This window comes from Bacillus sp. FSL M7-1345 (genome assembly GCF_038006985.1).
Classification (GTDB): domain Bacteria; phylum Bacillota; class Bacilli; order Bacillales; family Bacillaceae_G; genus Bacillus_A; species Bacillus_A cereus_U.
On record NZ_JBBOWG010000001.1, the window covers coordinates 720,819 to 735,740 of the forward strand.

The following is a 14,922-nucleotide window of genomic DNA, read 5'->3' on the forward strand; positions in this document are numbered from 1 at the left end:
GAGGATGAGTGGGATGAAAGTGAATAAAGCTTTAACAATTGCAGGATCTGATAGCGGAGGCGGCGCTGGAATTCAAGCAGATTTAAAAACATTCCAAGAGCTTGGTGTGTATGGAATGACGGCTATTACAGCAATTACTGCTCAAAATACGCTTGGCGTTCAAGGGGTATATCCTGTTTCTTTAGAAGGAATTACGGAACAGTTGAATTCAATTGGTACAGATTTAACACCAGATGCTGTGAAACTAGGGATGCTATTTAGTAGTGAAATTATTCAAATCGTTGCAGAACATATTAAGAAATTTGGCTGGAATAATATTGTACTAGATCCTGTTATGATTGCAAAAGGCGGAGCATCATTATTACAACAAGAAGCAGTACAAGCATTAAAGGAATATTTATTACCAGTAGCAACTGTTGTAACACCGAATGTTCCGGAAGCAGAAGTGTTAACTGGGATGGAGATTCAAAATATAGAAGATAGTAAAGAAGCTGCGAAAGTATTGCACGAATTAGGTGCTAAATATGTGCTTATGAAGGGCGGACATGCAGAATATCAAGGTAATGAAGTAATTGATTTACTCTTTGATGGAGAAGAGTTTATTGAATTTAGAAGTGAACGAATTCCTTCGAAGCAAACGCATGGAAGCGGATGTACATTCGCGTCTGCAGTTACAGCAGGACTTGCTAAAGGGTATTCAATTGAAGAGGCAGTTCAAGAGGCAAAACGATTTATTAGTATAGCGATTGAAGAGCCGTTGAATATTGGAAGTGGTCATGGGCCGACGAATCATTTTGCGTACAAATTGAATAAAGCATAAGCATAAAGAATGGAAAAGCCAGTTTTACAACTGGCTTTTTTCTGTTTACTTTTTCCAAACACAGGAGTAATATATCAGCCAGAATACATTTTTGTAATATGCTGAGTCCAAATTTATGGAGCGGAGGAACCAATTTGTGCGTTGTCACTAGGGGTGAATCTTTCAATTTTGAAAGTAGGGCTACTCTCAAAGTCCGAATCCGACAGCTAACTTCGTAAGCGTCTTGAGAGAGGGCGGTGCCATGATGGATATATCACTTCGTCGGTCTGATTAGTATAGGAGAATATCAATCTATGTTTGAGTTCTTTTATGCTAAGGAGGATGAGGTACATGGAATTAACGCTTATTTGTGTTGGAGAAGAAAATAAGATAAAGAGTTTAAGAGAGCTAGTAGCATTTCAGCATGAGTTAATTATTTTTACAGCAAATGAAGAGATAGCAGCTGAAGTTAGGAATTGTGGATTTGATTCGACTTATAGCTGTAATAAGGAGCAGGATTTTACTAGTATTTGCGAGCGGATTAAGAAAGTAATTTTATTAGGAGATGAGCTTCCGATAGTTAGCTTTTTCACAGAACGCATTCGTTTCTCTTTTCAAGCGCCTATTACTGTTGTTACAAAGAATAAACGCTATCCAGCCAGGCTCTATGAAACAATTGGAGCTAAATTTGTAGTGTTTACGAACTGTGATAATATTTCTTTTTTATTTTTTGAATAGAGCGGGGGAAACGAAGATGAAGGTATTGTTACTAGGAGATATAGCGAATCGTTGGGTGGCATCGGTAGAGCGAGTTCAAGAATTGGTGGCGCTCGATCCTATTTTTCCAAGGCCATATATAATATTGCCATCGAAAGATGCCTTATATTTAAAAACAGATATTATCGAATATGAGCAGCTACATGCAGAACTGTCGCAAGTTTATATTCGGGGAAGAAATTTACGTGCATTTTTACGAGGAGAATAAAGGTTGAATGAAAAAAGAGCGAATACTGAGTGCAACAAGCTATGCACTTCATGTAATTCGCTCTTTTTATTTCATATTTAAAGGATCATTTTTATGAAAAAGAAAGAAAAGACAAGAAAACAGATGAAAGAATATTAATAACACGTAATGTAAACGCTTAAACGACGGAATATTTTCTTTTTTTTAGTAATTTGCCTCTTTACAAGTTAAATATAGAGGAGTATATTTACTCTCATAAATCATTTATGAAATTTCCAAAAAAACCTAAAATCGCTGAGTTCCAGAAATGGAGCGGGGGAACCAATTTTGTGCATCGTCACTTGGGGTGAATCTTTCAATTTTGAAAGTAGGGCTACTCTTTAGGCTCGAATCCGACAGCTAACCTCGTAAGCGTTTAGAGAGGAGGTTTACTTTGTGTTGTTCGTTTCGAACACTAAGTGGAGCTTAGTGTTCTTTTTTTGATAACTATATGGTAAATTTTAACAAAAAGCGAGGGGTAGTTATGTTAGATGTTGTAATGATCGGGATTTTTGTTGGGTTAGTCGCATCGATGGCAAGTCTTGCAAGTTGGTCAGATAAAGTTGTGAAAGAAGGGAAGCAATCATGATGATTGCCTTATCGGTTATTGTTGCAGCGATTACGGTGTACTTAGTGTACGCATTATTAAATCCAGAAAAGTTTTAATTAGGGGGAATCATTCATTATGATTTGGGTTGCAGTCGTTATTACAATGCTCTTGTTTATTTTAGTAGCAAAGCCAACGGGGATTTATTTAGAGAAAGCCTTTCAAGGTAGCAAAACGCTAGATAAAGTATTCGGGCCTTTTGAAAAACTTATTTTTAAAATTACGGGTGTAAAAGCATACAATCAAACGTGGAAACAGTACGCATTATCATTAGTTTTACTCAATGGATTCATGATTGTTGTCGTATATTTCATTTTCAGATTACAAGGTGTGCTGCCGCTAAATCCAGCACATATTGAAGGAATGGAGCCTACGCTCGCTTTTAATACAGCGATTAGTTTTATGGCTGATACAAACTTACAGCATTATAGCGGTGAAAATGGTTTATCTTATTTATCACAATTAATCGGGATTACATTTTTAATGTTTGCGGCACCAGCAACGACGTTAGCACTTGTTATGGCTTTTATTAGAGGACTCGCTGGAAAAGAACTCGGTAACTTTTTCGTTGATTTTACGAGAGCATTAACGAGAGTTTTTCTTCCTATCGCATTTATTGCAGCGCTAGTCTTTGTCGCACTTGGTGTACCACAAACGTTAGACGGGGCAGTTACAGCACAAACAATTGATGGTGCGAAGCAAAGTATTTTGCGTGGTCCAGTTGCATCATTCGTTTCCATTAAGGAACTTGGAAATAACGGCGGTGGATTTTTCGGGGCAAATTCTACACATCCTTTCGAAAATCCAGGACAAATGAGTAATATTTTACAAATGATGCTTATGATGTTATTGCCAACAGCACTACCATTTACGTACGGACGAATGGTAGGAAATAAAAAACAAGGACGTATCCTTTTCGTTTCACTATTTATGGTGTTTTTACTAGGGTTTATAACGATTACTACAGCGGAATTAAATGGGAATCCAGCGTTAAATGGAATGGGTATTGAACATGTACAAGGAAGTACAGAAGGAAAAGAAGTACGATTTGGAACAGTATTTTCTTCACTATACGCAACAGTAACGACAGCTGCTGAAACAGGAGCAGTTAATACGATGCATGATACATTAACACCAATTGGTGGTTTAGTACCACTCGTAAATATGATGTTAAATACAGTATACGGTGGTGTTGGAGCAGGCTTTGTTAACATTATTATGTATGCAATTATTGCAGTCTTCATATCTGGGTTAATGGTTGGACGGACACCAGAGTTTTTAGGTAAGAAAATTGAAGGGAAGGAAATGAAATTAATTGCGGTAACGATTTTATTTCATCCATTGCTTATTTTAGGATTTTCAGCATTAGCTCTTTCAACAAGTTTAGGAACGGATGCAATTTCTCATTCAGGTTTCCACGGTTTAACGCAAGTTGTATATGAGTATACATCGTCAGCTGCGAATAACGGATCTGGATTTGAAGGATTAGCAGATAATACACCGTTTTGGAATATTACGACTGGTTTAGTTATGTTTTTAGGACGCTATTTCAGTTTAATTACGATGCTAGCTGTGGCAGCTTCGTTGAAAGAGAAGACGGTCGTACCAGAAACAGTCGGAACGTTCCGTACAGATAATGGTTTATTTGGAGGGATTTTTATCGGAACGATTGTAATTGTTGGTGCGTTAACATTTTTCCCGATGTTAGTACTCGGCCCAATTGCAGAATTTCTTACATTGAAGTAATGGAGGGTAAATGATGAGACCGGTAGTAGTAAAAGAAAAACAAGTAAATCAGTCACAAATACATGCTGTAGAAGATGAGGTTAGACAAGCGAAAACGTTGGATCGTGATATCGTGACGCATGCGATGAAACAATCCTTTGCGAAATTGAATCCGAAAGTAATGATAAAGAATCCGATTATGTTCATTGTGGAAATTGGCTTTATAATTACGTTCATTTTATCCTTTCTTCCAAGTAGTTCTAATAGTGTACCAGGATGGTTTAATATAACAGTTTCTCTCATTCTATTATTTACAGTTTTATTTGCTAACTTTGCAGAAGCGTTAGCTGAAGGTCGTGGTAAAGCACAAGCAGATTCTTTAAAACAATCGAAGAAAGATGTGTTTGCAAATGTTGTAAAAGAAAATGGAGATATTGTTCAAGTTTCAGCAACTGATCTGAGAAAAGGTGACGTTGTTATTGTAAAACAAGGAGAAATGATTCCGAATGATGGTGAAGTAATTAAAGGATTAGCGTCTGTAGATGAATCTGCAATTACAGGGGAATCAGCTCCTGTAATAAAAGAGGCGGGCGGTGATTTTTGTTCCGTAACAGGCGGAACGATGGTCGTAAGTGATGAGATTACAATTATAATTACGAGCAATCCTGGTGAATCATTTATTGATAAAATGATTTCTTTAGTAGAAGGAGCTGCTCGCCAAAAAACGCCGAATGAGATTGCTTTAAATACAGTATTAACGAGTTTAACTCTTATTTTCTTAATCGTTGTTGTGACGTTGCCGATTTTCACAAATTATCTAGGGTTTCAAATTGATACTGCTGTACTTGTAGCGTTGTTAGTTTGTTTAATTCCAACGACAATTGGTGGGTTATTATCAGCGATTGGTATTGCCGGGATGGACCGCGTGACAAAGTTTAATGTGCTAGCAATGTCAGGGAAAGCAGTAGAAGCTGCGGGTGATATTAATACAATTATTTTAGATAAAACGGGCACGATTACTTTCGGGAACCGAATGGCTCATACACTACTCCCTGTAGGAAATGAAACGATTGAACAAGTAGGAAAATGGGCCGCGATTAGCTCAGTTTTAGACGAAACGCCAGAAGGTCGATCAGTTATAGAATATGTACAAACGAAATCTATATCATATAATAGAGAACTTGCAGAACAAGGTGAATTTGTTCCGTTTAAAGCAGAAACGAGAATGAGTGGTGTTGATTTACAGGACGGAACGAAAGTGAGAAAAGGTGCTGTAGGTAGCGTGATTGAATGGGTTCAATCACAAGGCGGAACGATTCCGAAAGATGTGAATCAAAAAGCAGATTTAATTTCAAAAGAGGGCGGGACACCGCTTGTAGTTGCAGTAGATGATCGTATTTACGGTTTGATTTATTTAAAGGATACAGTAAAACCTGGTATGCGTGAACGTTTTGAACAATTGCGCCAAATGGGAATTAAAACGGTTATGTGTACAGGTGATAATCCATTAACAGCAGCAACAATTGCGAAAGAAGCAGGGGTAGATGAATTCATTGCTGAGTGTAAACCAGAAGATAAAATTGCGGTTATTAAAGCAGAGCAAGATAAAGGGAAACTTGTAGCAATGACAGGTGATGGTACAAATGATGCCCCGGCGTTAGCGCAAGCTGATGTTGGATTGGCGATGAATAGTGGTACCACAGCTGCGAAAGAAGCGGCCAATATGATCGATTTAGATTCGAACCCAACGAAAATTATTGAGGTTGTAGGAATCGGTAAGCAATTGTTAATGACACGTGGTGCGTTAACGACGTTTAGTATTGCGAATGATATTGCAAAATATTTTGCAATCATTCCAGCAATGTTTACACTTGCAATTCCGCAAATGGAAGCATTAAACATTATGAAATTAACATCACCGCTTTCAGCAATCTTATCAGCATTAATATTTAATGCGGTTATTATTCCGTTACTCATTCCGCTAGCGATGAAAGGTATTGCATATAAGCCGATGAGTTCGAATGCGCTGCTTAGCCGAAACTTACTCATTTACGGGCTTGGCGGGGTTATCGTTCCGTTCATTGGAATTAAAGTAATTGATATGATCGTCGGCTTGTTCATATAAGGAAGAGGGGAAAAAGATGGCGAAGAAACAAAGTATACTATCACCAATTATTCGTATTACTTTTACATTTTTAGTTTTGTGTGGCCTCGTATACCCGCTTATTGTAACTGGTATTGCGCAAGCGGTAATGAAGGATAATGCGGATGGAAGTCTTATATATAATGATAAGGATGAAATAGTTGGTTCAAAATTAATCGGTCAAAATTTCACAGATCCACGTTATTTTCATGGACGCGTCTCTAGTATAGAATATAAAGCAGAGGCATCTGGTTCAAATAACTATGCACCGTCTAATCCAGATTTAGAGAAACGAGTAGAGAAAAGTATTGAAGACTGGAAGAAACAAAATCCAACCGTTCCAGTTACAGAAGTACCGATAGATTTAGTGACGAATTCAGGTTCAGGGCTTGATCCTGACATTAGTCCAAAGGCGGCTTCTGTACAGGTAGATCGTATATCGAAATTAACGAATATTCCGAAAGAAAAGCTAGATCAATTGATTAAGGATCAAACGGAAGGCGCTGCACTCGGCTTGTTTGGAGAAGATCGCGTGAATGTCTTAAAGTTAAATTTAGAATTACAGAAACTAATGAAATAAAAACAACGCTACCTCAATCTAAAGGATTGAGGTAGCGTTGTTTCAAAAGAAAGGGTGTGAGTATTTTGTATGCGGATGATTATAAACCGACGTTTCAAAGGCGGACGCCAGAAGAGTATCTAGAATATATTCGTCAGCAAAATCGCGGGAAGTTAAAGCTATACGTAGGGGCTGCACCAGGGGTAGGGAAAAGTTATAAGATGCTCTATGATGCTAGAGAAATGAAAAAGGATGGTATTGATATTGTAATTGGTTTAATTGAAACACATGGGAGGGAAGAGACAGAAGAAGCGATTGCTGATTTAGAAAAAGTCCCTTTAAAAGAAATAGATTATAAAGGAAAGGGATTTTATGAGCTTGATGTGGAAGGAATTATAAAGCGTGCACCGCAAGTAGTTGTAGTGGATGAACTCGCGCATAGTAATATACCAGGTTCCAAACATAAAAAACGTTATATGGATGTACAAGAATTGCTAGAGGCTGGTATATCAGTGTTATCAGCGTTTAATATTCAACATTTAGAAAGTGTTCATGATATTGTAGCTCAAATTACGAATGTAAAAGTAAGAGAGCGTATTCCAGATTTTATTTTGCAAAAAGCAAATGAAATTCAGCTTGTTGATGCAACACCTGAGGTATTAAGGAAGAGATTAATAGATGGAAAGATATATAAGGAAGAAAAAATTCAACAAAGCTTACAAAATTTCTTTACGCTTAATAATTTAGGAGCACTCAGAGAATTATCGCTTCGCGAAGTCGCAGATGATATGGATGAGAAAATTAGTCAAACCGTTATAGAACCGATTGGTGTAAAGGAAAAAATTCTCGTTTGTGTGCAATATAGTTCGACAGCGGAGAAATTAATACGGCGAGGTTGGCGCATGGCTGATCGGTTAAACGCTGAATTGTATGTCTTAAATGTAGAAAGGGAAAATATAGATTCCCTTTCAGCAGGGAAAAAGCAAACAATTGAAGAGTGGAAATCGCTAACGAATCAATTTGAGGCGAGCTTTGTATTAGAAGAAGCGAAAGGAAAAAAGCCAGCTGACGTTATTATTGAAGTTGCGAAAAGACTACAGGTGACACAAGTTTTACTTGGGCAATCGGCGAGAACACGGTGGGAAGAAATACGAAAAGGTTCTATTGTAAATGAAATTATGAGACAAACGAAGTATATTGATATTCATATCGTTGCTGATCAAAGAGCTTAAAATAGAGACTGGATTGTTGAGGGGTCTCTATTTTTCTTTTTTCAAGCCTTTTGAATATAATTTCTGAAAGAACTCATATATAATAGAAAAAGATACTTAACATAGTGAATAATTAAAGAGTCAATATATATAGAGGAGAGAGTAACATGCTTGAAAATACGGGGTTAGTATTAGAAGGAGGCGGTATGCGTGGTGTATATACTGGTGGGATACTAGAATACTTTATGGAACAAGATTTATATTTTCCATATGTAGTCGGTGTATCAGCTGGTGCTTGTCATGCAGCGTCGTATCTTTCCAGACAAAGAAATAGAAACAAAACGGTCAATATTGATTATGTATCACATCCGAAGTATTTATCGTATAAAAACTTATGGAGAAAACGTCAGTTATTTGATATGGAATTCATTTTTCATGAAATTCCAGAAAAGCATGTGCCGTTTGATTTTGAAACATACTTTAATAGTCCCGAACGCTTTCTTGTAGGAACAACGGATTGTGAAACAGGACAGTCTGTTTATTTTGAAAAAGAGGGAACGAATGATGATGCGCTAAATTTATTACAAGCATCTAGTTCATTACCTTTCATTGCACCAGTAGTAAATTACCGAGGTAAGCAGTTGTTAGATGGCGGGATTTCTGATCCGATTCCAGTTCGTAAAGCACAGGAAGATGGATTTGAAAAATCAGTCGTTATTTTGACGAGAAATCATGGTTACGCAAAGAAAAAATCAAAATTTGGCTGGGTTGCAGCGAAGGCTTATAAAAAGTATCCAAACCTTGTTAATACGATGCTAACTCGTTATGAAGTGTATAATGAAACACTTCACTACATTGAAAAAGAAGAGCAAGCGGGTAATTTATTTGTTATTCGCCCGGAAGTGCCGCTTCAAGTAGATCGTATGGAAAAAGATTCGGCAAAACTACAAAGTTTATATGAGCAAGGCTATGAAGATGCGAAGAGACAGTTTGCAGATTTACAGTCGTTTTTGCAAAAATAATAATTAGGCTGTGGAGAAGGAGTTCTCTGCAGCCTTTTTTGTATTGCTACTTATACGTTACTTTTTAAAAATGTATTAATGTTTAAGTGTTTAAAGAGTTTGTAAAACATATGGGTTTATTATTGAGAAAAATTGGCTTGAAGGGTATTATGACGATGTAGCGCTACTAAACTATTTAATTTATGAGGTGATTGTTAATGAAAGGAAAGGTTTTTTCAATTACGACTTTAGTATTATTAGCAACATCAATCTCAACAAGTGCATTCTATCCAACTTTAAGTGGTCACAAAAGCGGTAATCTACTATCTTACAGAGCTCAAACGACTACGAATCAAAATGCATCTCGCTGTTCAGTAGCAATTTCTTTTATTAATTCAAATGGAAATAATTCATATATTGAAAGCGCTTCGGATAAATTAGGATCCCATGAATCTGGAAGAGCATTAAATGCTACTGTGAGTAATGGTGCATATAACGCCTTTGGTGCAAAAGGACTATACTCTGAGCATTATGCTAATGAGGATAATGACTATCAAGAAGAGATTCGCAAAGGTAATTTTGATAGTAATGGAAACTTACGATTACAAAGGTACCTTTAATAGTAATAGGAACTTACGATTACAGTAATAAAAAATATTAAATAGTTGTCTTTATAAATATTTGGATAAGGAGAAGGGGATGTTCATCGTCTCCTTCTTATCTAAAAGGAGCAGAGACATGTATTTAGCTTTTAAAAATATAAAAAGCAACAAACTATTTTCAGTAATTCTTCTTATGGCATTTTTTATTTCTTTTCTTTCTATATCAGTTGCCGCGCTTTTAACAGAGTCTAAACGAAATTTTATATCTGCTTTTCAAATCGGTTTCCCAGAAAAAAATCAAATTTTAACTGTTCCGATAGCGAATGCAACTGAATTGGAAGCGATAATTCCTTTCATACAAGATACTTTTGTGAAAAGTGATATTTACGTAGCGCATTTAAAAGCATTAAATAGTTCAGGGGCAACAAAGATCATAGCTGTGAACTTAAAAGATGAGTATTATTGGACGCCATATATTTCTGAAGGGCAATATTTTCATCGTGAAAATGTAAATGATATGGTTGTTGGTGATCAAACGAATGTAGAGGAATTATATGAATTTGATGATACATATAAAAAAATAGGAACTATATCGAGAAAAGACAGTGACGTCGGCGTAGCAGGCATATACGTTCCACTTCAAAACTTACCTACTATATCTAAAAAAGGTATTATCACGAGTAAACAATTACAATTAACAGTTGTTAACCCTACATCATCTATCCATAACGAAATAAAAACTTTTATGAATAAGAGCAAAGAAGTAATTTCGGGTGAGGTTCAAATACTGAATGAAAGAGATCTTCAGGAACTAAATGTAACATATATAGATCCAGCAAATAAGTATTATTATAAATTCATTCTTGTTGCAATTGCTTCTGGCATTTCTGCGGTTTTATTTTGGATTTATAAAAAAGAAAGAGAGATTGCATTAAAAAAAGCAGTAGGTGCTTCTAATATGTCTATTTACTGCGAACTATATATTCAAATTTTGTTTATTTCTCTAGCAGCGATGTTGTTGGTTTTTCTTACGTTAGAAATATTTTCTGGAACAATTCATACGTATTTTCAGACATACTTATTAAAACCATTAACACTATATGTATTGATATGTAATGTTGTTTTTATAATTTTTCTTACAATGTTTGTTACTATAATTCCAATCAAGCACATTATAAATATATATCCCGGAAAACATTTAAGAACGTAGGAGGTCGTCATGTTTTTTATATTTGATTCTATACGGTCTGTGAAAAAACGGTTGTTACCAAGTTTGATTATAGTAATTTCTTTAATTATTGCATTTTCTTCAGCAATAGAATTTATTAGTAATCTTTCGGGATATCGAAAAATGATGACAGTAGCAAATAATTTATCGACTCATAAAAATTTCTATGAACTTTATGCGACGCAAGATATAATGTTGTTTAGCGAAGAAAAAGCGAAAAGTGATTATCAACATTTCATTCAAGCGTTATCTAATACGATATCAATAACAAATACAACAAATTATTTGTTCCGTAACTATTCACTTAGCTTAAAAAAAGAAAATGGAACGATAAAGACTCTTATTATTGATAAAGATATTAATAAATACTTTCATATACGACTTTCACAAGGAAGATATTTTGAGGAATCGGAATTTCATAAATCAGTATTTGATATTAGACCTGTTATATTAGGTGCTAATTATAAAGAAAAGGTATCTATTGGTGATGTCATACCATCTGGAAAAATGAAGCTAAAAGTAATCGGTTTTTTAGAAAAAAATTCACCATTTACATATCCTCGAAGCGGTGAAATATCGGATAATCGTATTACATTATTAGATGACATGGCTATTTTACCAATTGGAACAGAAGAAATAGAATTTTATAGTGTAGAACTTTTATACAATGGGCTGATTATAGAAACAAATGGAAAAGTGGATATAAATGAATTTCAAAAGAAAGTATTAAAGGTAACAGAAGGCAAGGGGTATTCGTATTATATTACAAATCCGAATAAATTGTTAGAAAATGAAAAGCAAGGCATTGATAATATGTCATACCCCTTATTATTAAGCGGTACAGTTTTATTTTTTTCATTTATATCTATTTTATTAACATCAATGGCAGCGCTTTATATGGAGCGTAAAAATATTTCTATTAAATCAGCATTAGGAGCAAGTACTTTTCAACTATGTCTTACGTTTGTTATTGAGTATATGTTGTTATTCATTTTATCTATATGTATAGGAATTATGTATTTTCAATGGGAGAATAGCGGAGTAATTGAAATTCAGAAAGGGCTAGAAAATAGTACAGTATCTTTCTTTGGAACGTTACAAGTCTCTATAGAATCATTGATTGTTATAGGTGCTCTATCAATTGTAATGATCCTCATTATATATGCAATCATTTACTTCAATGTACTAAAAATAAAAAATACATATATGAAAGAGGTGTTATAGATGATTCAGCTCGCAAATGTGGCTAAGGGATACGGAAAGAGTAATTTTAGTGCTTTAAAAGATATTAATCTTACAATAGAAAAAGGCGAAATGATAGCTATTATGGGGCCATCTGGTTCGGGGAAATCAACCTTACTTAACATTATTGGCTTAATTGATAGCCCCTCTACTGGAAAGTATTTTTTAGATGGCATGGATACGAGTACATTAAAGTCAAACTATCATAAGTATAGAAATAAGGAAGTTGGATTTGTGTTTCAGAACTTTTCGCTACTAGATGATTATACAGTTATTGAAAATGTAATGCTTCCACTTATATATAGAAGAATTTCTCATAAGAAACGTATACAAATATCAAAAGAAATGCTGGAAATGGTAGGGCTTGAGAGGCATATTAACAAATATCCTTACGAGTTATCAGGTGGAGAACAGCACAGAACAGCAATAGCAAGGGCTTTAGCACAAGATACAAAAATTATACTTGCTGATGAACCGACTGGTGCTCTCGATCAAGAAAACGGGGAAAAAATTATGAGCATTTTAAAAGAAATTAATAAACAAGGAAAAACGGTACTAGTTGTAACACACGATCAAAAGGTGGCTGAATATTGCCAGAGGACGATACGTTTACTTGATGGCAATATTCAATAAACGTTATGGTGTAATGTGGATAAAAGTATGTGATGATACATATGGAAAATGTATATAAAGGGCTTAGACATACTGGATTTACTGCAATGCTTATTTTTGGCGGTGCATTTCTGCTGCGCTGGTTGATTTATGATGAAATGCTACTAAATCAGCTTATTGGGTTTAGTGTAGGAATGATGATGGTTATTTCATCAGTTTTCATTCAAAAGTATAGTAAAGAATTACAGGTAGCTGAGAGGTATTAGAAATTGTGAGCTCCCTTTATATTTGGAGGGGGTTTTTATAGTTAAGTAGTTTGGCTGAAGAGGAGGCGTTTGTATGATTTTCTTATTTGCCGTATATTTTGTTTTCATTATGACATTAGTAATTACATTTCTTCTTTCTAAAAAATCATATAAGAAGCCTTTTATTAAATACATACCAACGTTAATACTGTTTGCTTTAGCTTTTATGTCTTTCGTTATGTTTTTAGTAAATAACGGAATGGGAGAGCTGATGATAGCAGTCTTCTTAGGACTTGTAGCAGTAGCAAACTTGCTCTTACTGCTTGCGCTAAAAGTGGTTCGTGTGATTGTTGCAAAAGAAAAGTAGAGCATCGGAATTCGATGCTCTACTTTTTTATTTATGAAAAAAATCCCTCTTTATGAGGGATTTTAATGTGGTAAGAAAACTAATTGATAAGCGAACAAGATCCCGAATAAATACACAAGCGGGTGAACAGCACGGAATTGTCCTTTTGCCACTTTCATAAGTGGGTATGAAATAAATCCAAGTGCGATACCTGTTGAGATACTTGATGTAAGTGGCATGCTTAAGATTACTAAAAATGCTGGGAATGCTTCATCGAACGTATCCCAATCGATATATCGAACTGAACCCATCATAAGACTACCAACGATAATTAATGATGGTGCTGTAATAGCTGAAACGCCAGAAACAGCGCTCACTAACGGTCCGAAGAATGCTGCTAATGCAAATAGAACAGCTACTGTAACAGTTGTTAAACCAGTACGACCACCAGCTGCGACACCAGCAGATGATTCAATGTAAGCTGTTGATGGTGTTGTTCCGAACATAGCTCCAATTGTTGCTGAGAATGAGTCAGATAGAAGAGCTCGTCCTGCTTTTGGAAGCTTTCCGTCTTTCATAAATCCACCTTGTTGTGCTACACCAAGTAATGTTCCGGTTGTATCAAATAGTGTAACAAGGAAGAATGAGAACACAACGCCGTATAATCCGTAGTTAATTACATCAGATACAGCAGTAATTGGATTTGAAACGATAATTCCTTCTGGTAATCCAGGCATTGATGTAACGCCGTTTGAGAATGTTAATTGACCTGTGAAGTAAGCGATAATACCAGTTAATAACATTCCGATAAATAGTGCCCCGTTTATATTTAAAGACATAAGGATAATTGTAATTCCAAGGCCAGCTAATGCTAGTAGAACTGGAGGAGAGTGAAGATCGCCAAGCCCAACTAAGTTTGCATCATTTTTTGTAACAATTCCTGTTAAACGCAAACCGATAAAAGCAATAAAAAGACCGATACCAGCAGTCAGTGCATGTTTTAAGTTTTCAGGAATTACTTCCATTAATTTCGTACGGAAAGATGTGAATGATAACAAAATCAAAATCATACCTGCTACGAATACAGCAGAGAATGCAATCGCGAAAGTCATGCCTTCATGAGCTTTTACAACAGAATAAGAGAAGTAAGCATTTAATCCCATACCCGGTGCAATTGCGATTGGTAAGTTTGTAAAGATTGCCATAAATAATGTTCCGACAACAGCTGCAATGATTGTCGCTGTAAATGCTTGTTCAAATGGAACGCCTGCATCCCCAAGGATGACAGGGTTTACGACAATGATATATGCCATTGTTAAAAAGGTAATAATACCTGCCATAATTTCAGTTTTAATAGAAGTTTTATGTTTTGAAAGGTTAAACATATAAACATCCTTTCTTTTTACGAATAATTTTCACAACAGTTATATATAATATTCGCTTTTTAACTATTTTGCAATAGTTTTGCATAAAAACTTTAGAACAATTCATATTTTATGTCTTAAATTCGAATATTAACCGTGAAAATGAGCATGAATTGCGGTTTTTTATGTGTAAGTAGTTTTTAATATTGTGCACATTATAAGGGAAAAGGAGTTG

At 35.3% G+C, this 14,922-nt stretch carries 17 protein-coding genes and 2 riboswitches; of the genes, 16 read left to right on the plus strand and 1 reads right to left on the minus strand.

Annotation, left to right across the window (positions count from 1 at the left end; genetic code table 11):
- The first annotated feature begins 4 nt into the window (after window positions 1-4).
- From thiD to MHB76_RS03790, 16 genes are all read left to right on the plus strand, one after another.
- Window positions 5-820, plus strand: coding sequence for a bifunctional hydroxymethylpyrimidine kinase/phosphomethylpyrimidine kinase (gene thiD, locus MHB76_RS03715; RefSeq protein WP_078174074.1), 816 nt, complete (start codon window positions 5-7; stop codon window positions 818-820).
- Window positions 821-909: 89 nt separating this feature from the next.
- A riboswitch (cyclic di-AMP (ydaO/yuaA leader) is annotated at window positions 910-1,057 on the plus strand.
- Between the two features lie 93 nt (window positions 1,058-1,150).
- A complete protein-coding gene (locus MHB76_RS03720; RefSeq protein WP_002159231.1) occupies window positions 1,151-1,537 on the plus strand; it encodes a hypothetical protein in 387 nt (128 codons plus the stop codon).
- 16 nt (window positions 1,538-1,553) lie between these two features.
- Window positions 1,554-1,784: a hypothetical protein gene (locus tag MHB76_RS03725; RefSeq protein WP_016103762.1), complete on the plus strand. Its 231-nt coding sequence runs from the start codon at window positions 1,554-1,556 to the stop codon at window positions 1,782-1,784.
- A 261-nt stretch (window positions 1,785-2,045) separates the two neighbouring features.
- Window positions 2,046-2,191, plus strand: a riboswitch (cyclic di-AMP (ydaO/yuaA leader).
- A gap of 95 nt (window positions 2,192-2,286) precedes the next feature.
- Window positions 2,287-2,391 (plus strand): SipW-dependent-type signal peptide-containing protein, encoded by a 105-nt coding sequence (locus MHB76_RS03730; RefSeq protein ID WP_000887888.1) that lies wholly within the window; start codon window positions 2,287-2,289, stop codon window positions 2,389-2,391.
- Window positions 2,388-2,468, plus strand: a complete 81-nt coding sequence (gene kdpF, locus MHB76_RS03735; RefSeq protein ID WP_000972378.1) for a K(+)-transporting ATPase subunit F — start codon at window positions 2,388-2,390, stop codon at window positions 2,466-2,468. The genes MHB76_RS03730 and kdpF overlap by 4 nt, the downstream gene beginning before the upstream one ends.
- A gap of 19 nt (window positions 2,469-2,487) precedes the next feature.
- Window positions 2,488-4,155 (plus strand): potassium-transporting ATPase subunit KdpA, encoded by a 1,668-nt coding sequence (gene kdpA, locus MHB76_RS03740; RefSeq protein WP_002159229.1) that lies wholly within the window; start codon window positions 2,488-2,490, stop codon window positions 4,153-4,155.
- A gap of 13 nt (window positions 4,156-4,168) precedes the next feature.
- Window positions 4,169-6,259: a potassium-transporting ATPase subunit KdpB gene (gene kdpB, locus MHB76_RS03745; RefSeq protein ID WP_078174073.1), complete on the plus strand. Its 2,091-nt coding sequence runs from the start codon at window positions 4,169-4,171 to the stop codon at window positions 6,257-6,259.
- 16 nt (window positions 6,260-6,275) lie between these two features.
- Window positions 6,276-6,857 (plus strand): K(+)-transporting ATPase subunit C, encoded by a 582-nt coding sequence (kdpC, locus tag MHB76_RS03750; RefSeq protein ID WP_016103765.1) that lies wholly within the window; start codon window positions 6,276-6,278, stop codon window positions 6,855-6,857.
- A 56-nt stretch (window positions 6,858-6,913) separates the two neighbouring features.
- Window positions 6,914-8,068: a KdpD-like non-kinase potassium sensor gene (gene kdpDN, locus MHB76_RS03755; RefSeq protein WP_087947277.1), complete on the plus strand. Its 1,155-nt coding sequence runs from the start codon at window positions 6,914-6,916 to the stop codon at window positions 8,066-8,068.
- Window positions 8,069-8,214: 146 nt separating this feature from the next.
- Window positions 8,215-9,069, plus strand: coding sequence for a patatin-like phospholipase family protein (locus tag MHB76_RS03760; protein ID WP_078174072.1), 855 nt, complete (start codon window positions 8,215-8,217; stop codon window positions 9,067-9,069).
- A 197-nt stretch (window positions 9,070-9,266) separates the two neighbouring features.
- Window positions 9,267-9,668 (plus strand): hypothetical protein, encoded by a 402-nt coding sequence (locus MHB76_RS03765; protein ID WP_002159224.1) that lies wholly within the window; start codon window positions 9,267-9,269, stop codon window positions 9,666-9,668.
- A gap of 118 nt (window positions 9,669-9,786) precedes the next feature.
- On the plus strand, window positions 9,787-10,860 hold the full coding sequence (locus MHB76_RS03770; protein WP_078174071.1) for an ABC transporter permease: 1,074 nt from the start codon (window positions 9,787-9,789) through the stop codon (window positions 10,858-10,860).
- Between the two features lie 9 nt (window positions 10,861-10,869).
- Window positions 10,870-12,102, plus strand: a complete 1,233-nt coding sequence (locus MHB76_RS03775) for an ABC transporter permease (protein WP_340985703.1) — start codon at window positions 10,870-10,872, stop codon at window positions 12,100-12,102.
- Window positions 12,103-12,753, plus strand: coding sequence for an ABC transporter ATP-binding protein (locus MHB76_RS03780; RefSeq protein WP_078174070.1), 651 nt, complete (start codon window positions 12,103-12,105; stop codon window positions 12,751-12,753).
- A gap of 32 nt (window positions 12,754-12,785) precedes the next feature.
- On the plus strand, window positions 12,786-12,998 hold the full coding sequence (locus MHB76_RS03785; protein ID WP_002159220.1) for a hypothetical protein: 213 nt from the start codon (window positions 12,786-12,788) through the stop codon (window positions 12,996-12,998).
- Between the two features lie 73 nt (window positions 12,999-13,071).
- Window positions 13,072-13,344, plus strand: a complete 273-nt coding sequence (locus MHB76_RS03790) for a hypothetical protein (RefSeq protein ID WP_002159219.1) — start codon at window positions 13,072-13,074, stop codon at window positions 13,342-13,344.
- A 62-nt stretch (window positions 13,345-13,406) separates the two neighbouring features.
- On the opposite strand, the gene MHB76_RS03795 is transcribed toward MHB76_RS03790, so the two are convergent.
- Window positions 13,407-14,708 carry an NCS2 family permease gene (locus MHB76_RS03795; protein ID WP_078174069.1) on the minus strand — a complete coding sequence of 434 codons (1,302 nt, stop codon included), beginning with the start codon at window positions 14,706-14,708 and terminating at the stop codon, window positions 13,407-13,409.
- Between the last annotated feature and the right edge of the window lie 214 nt (window positions 14,709-14,922).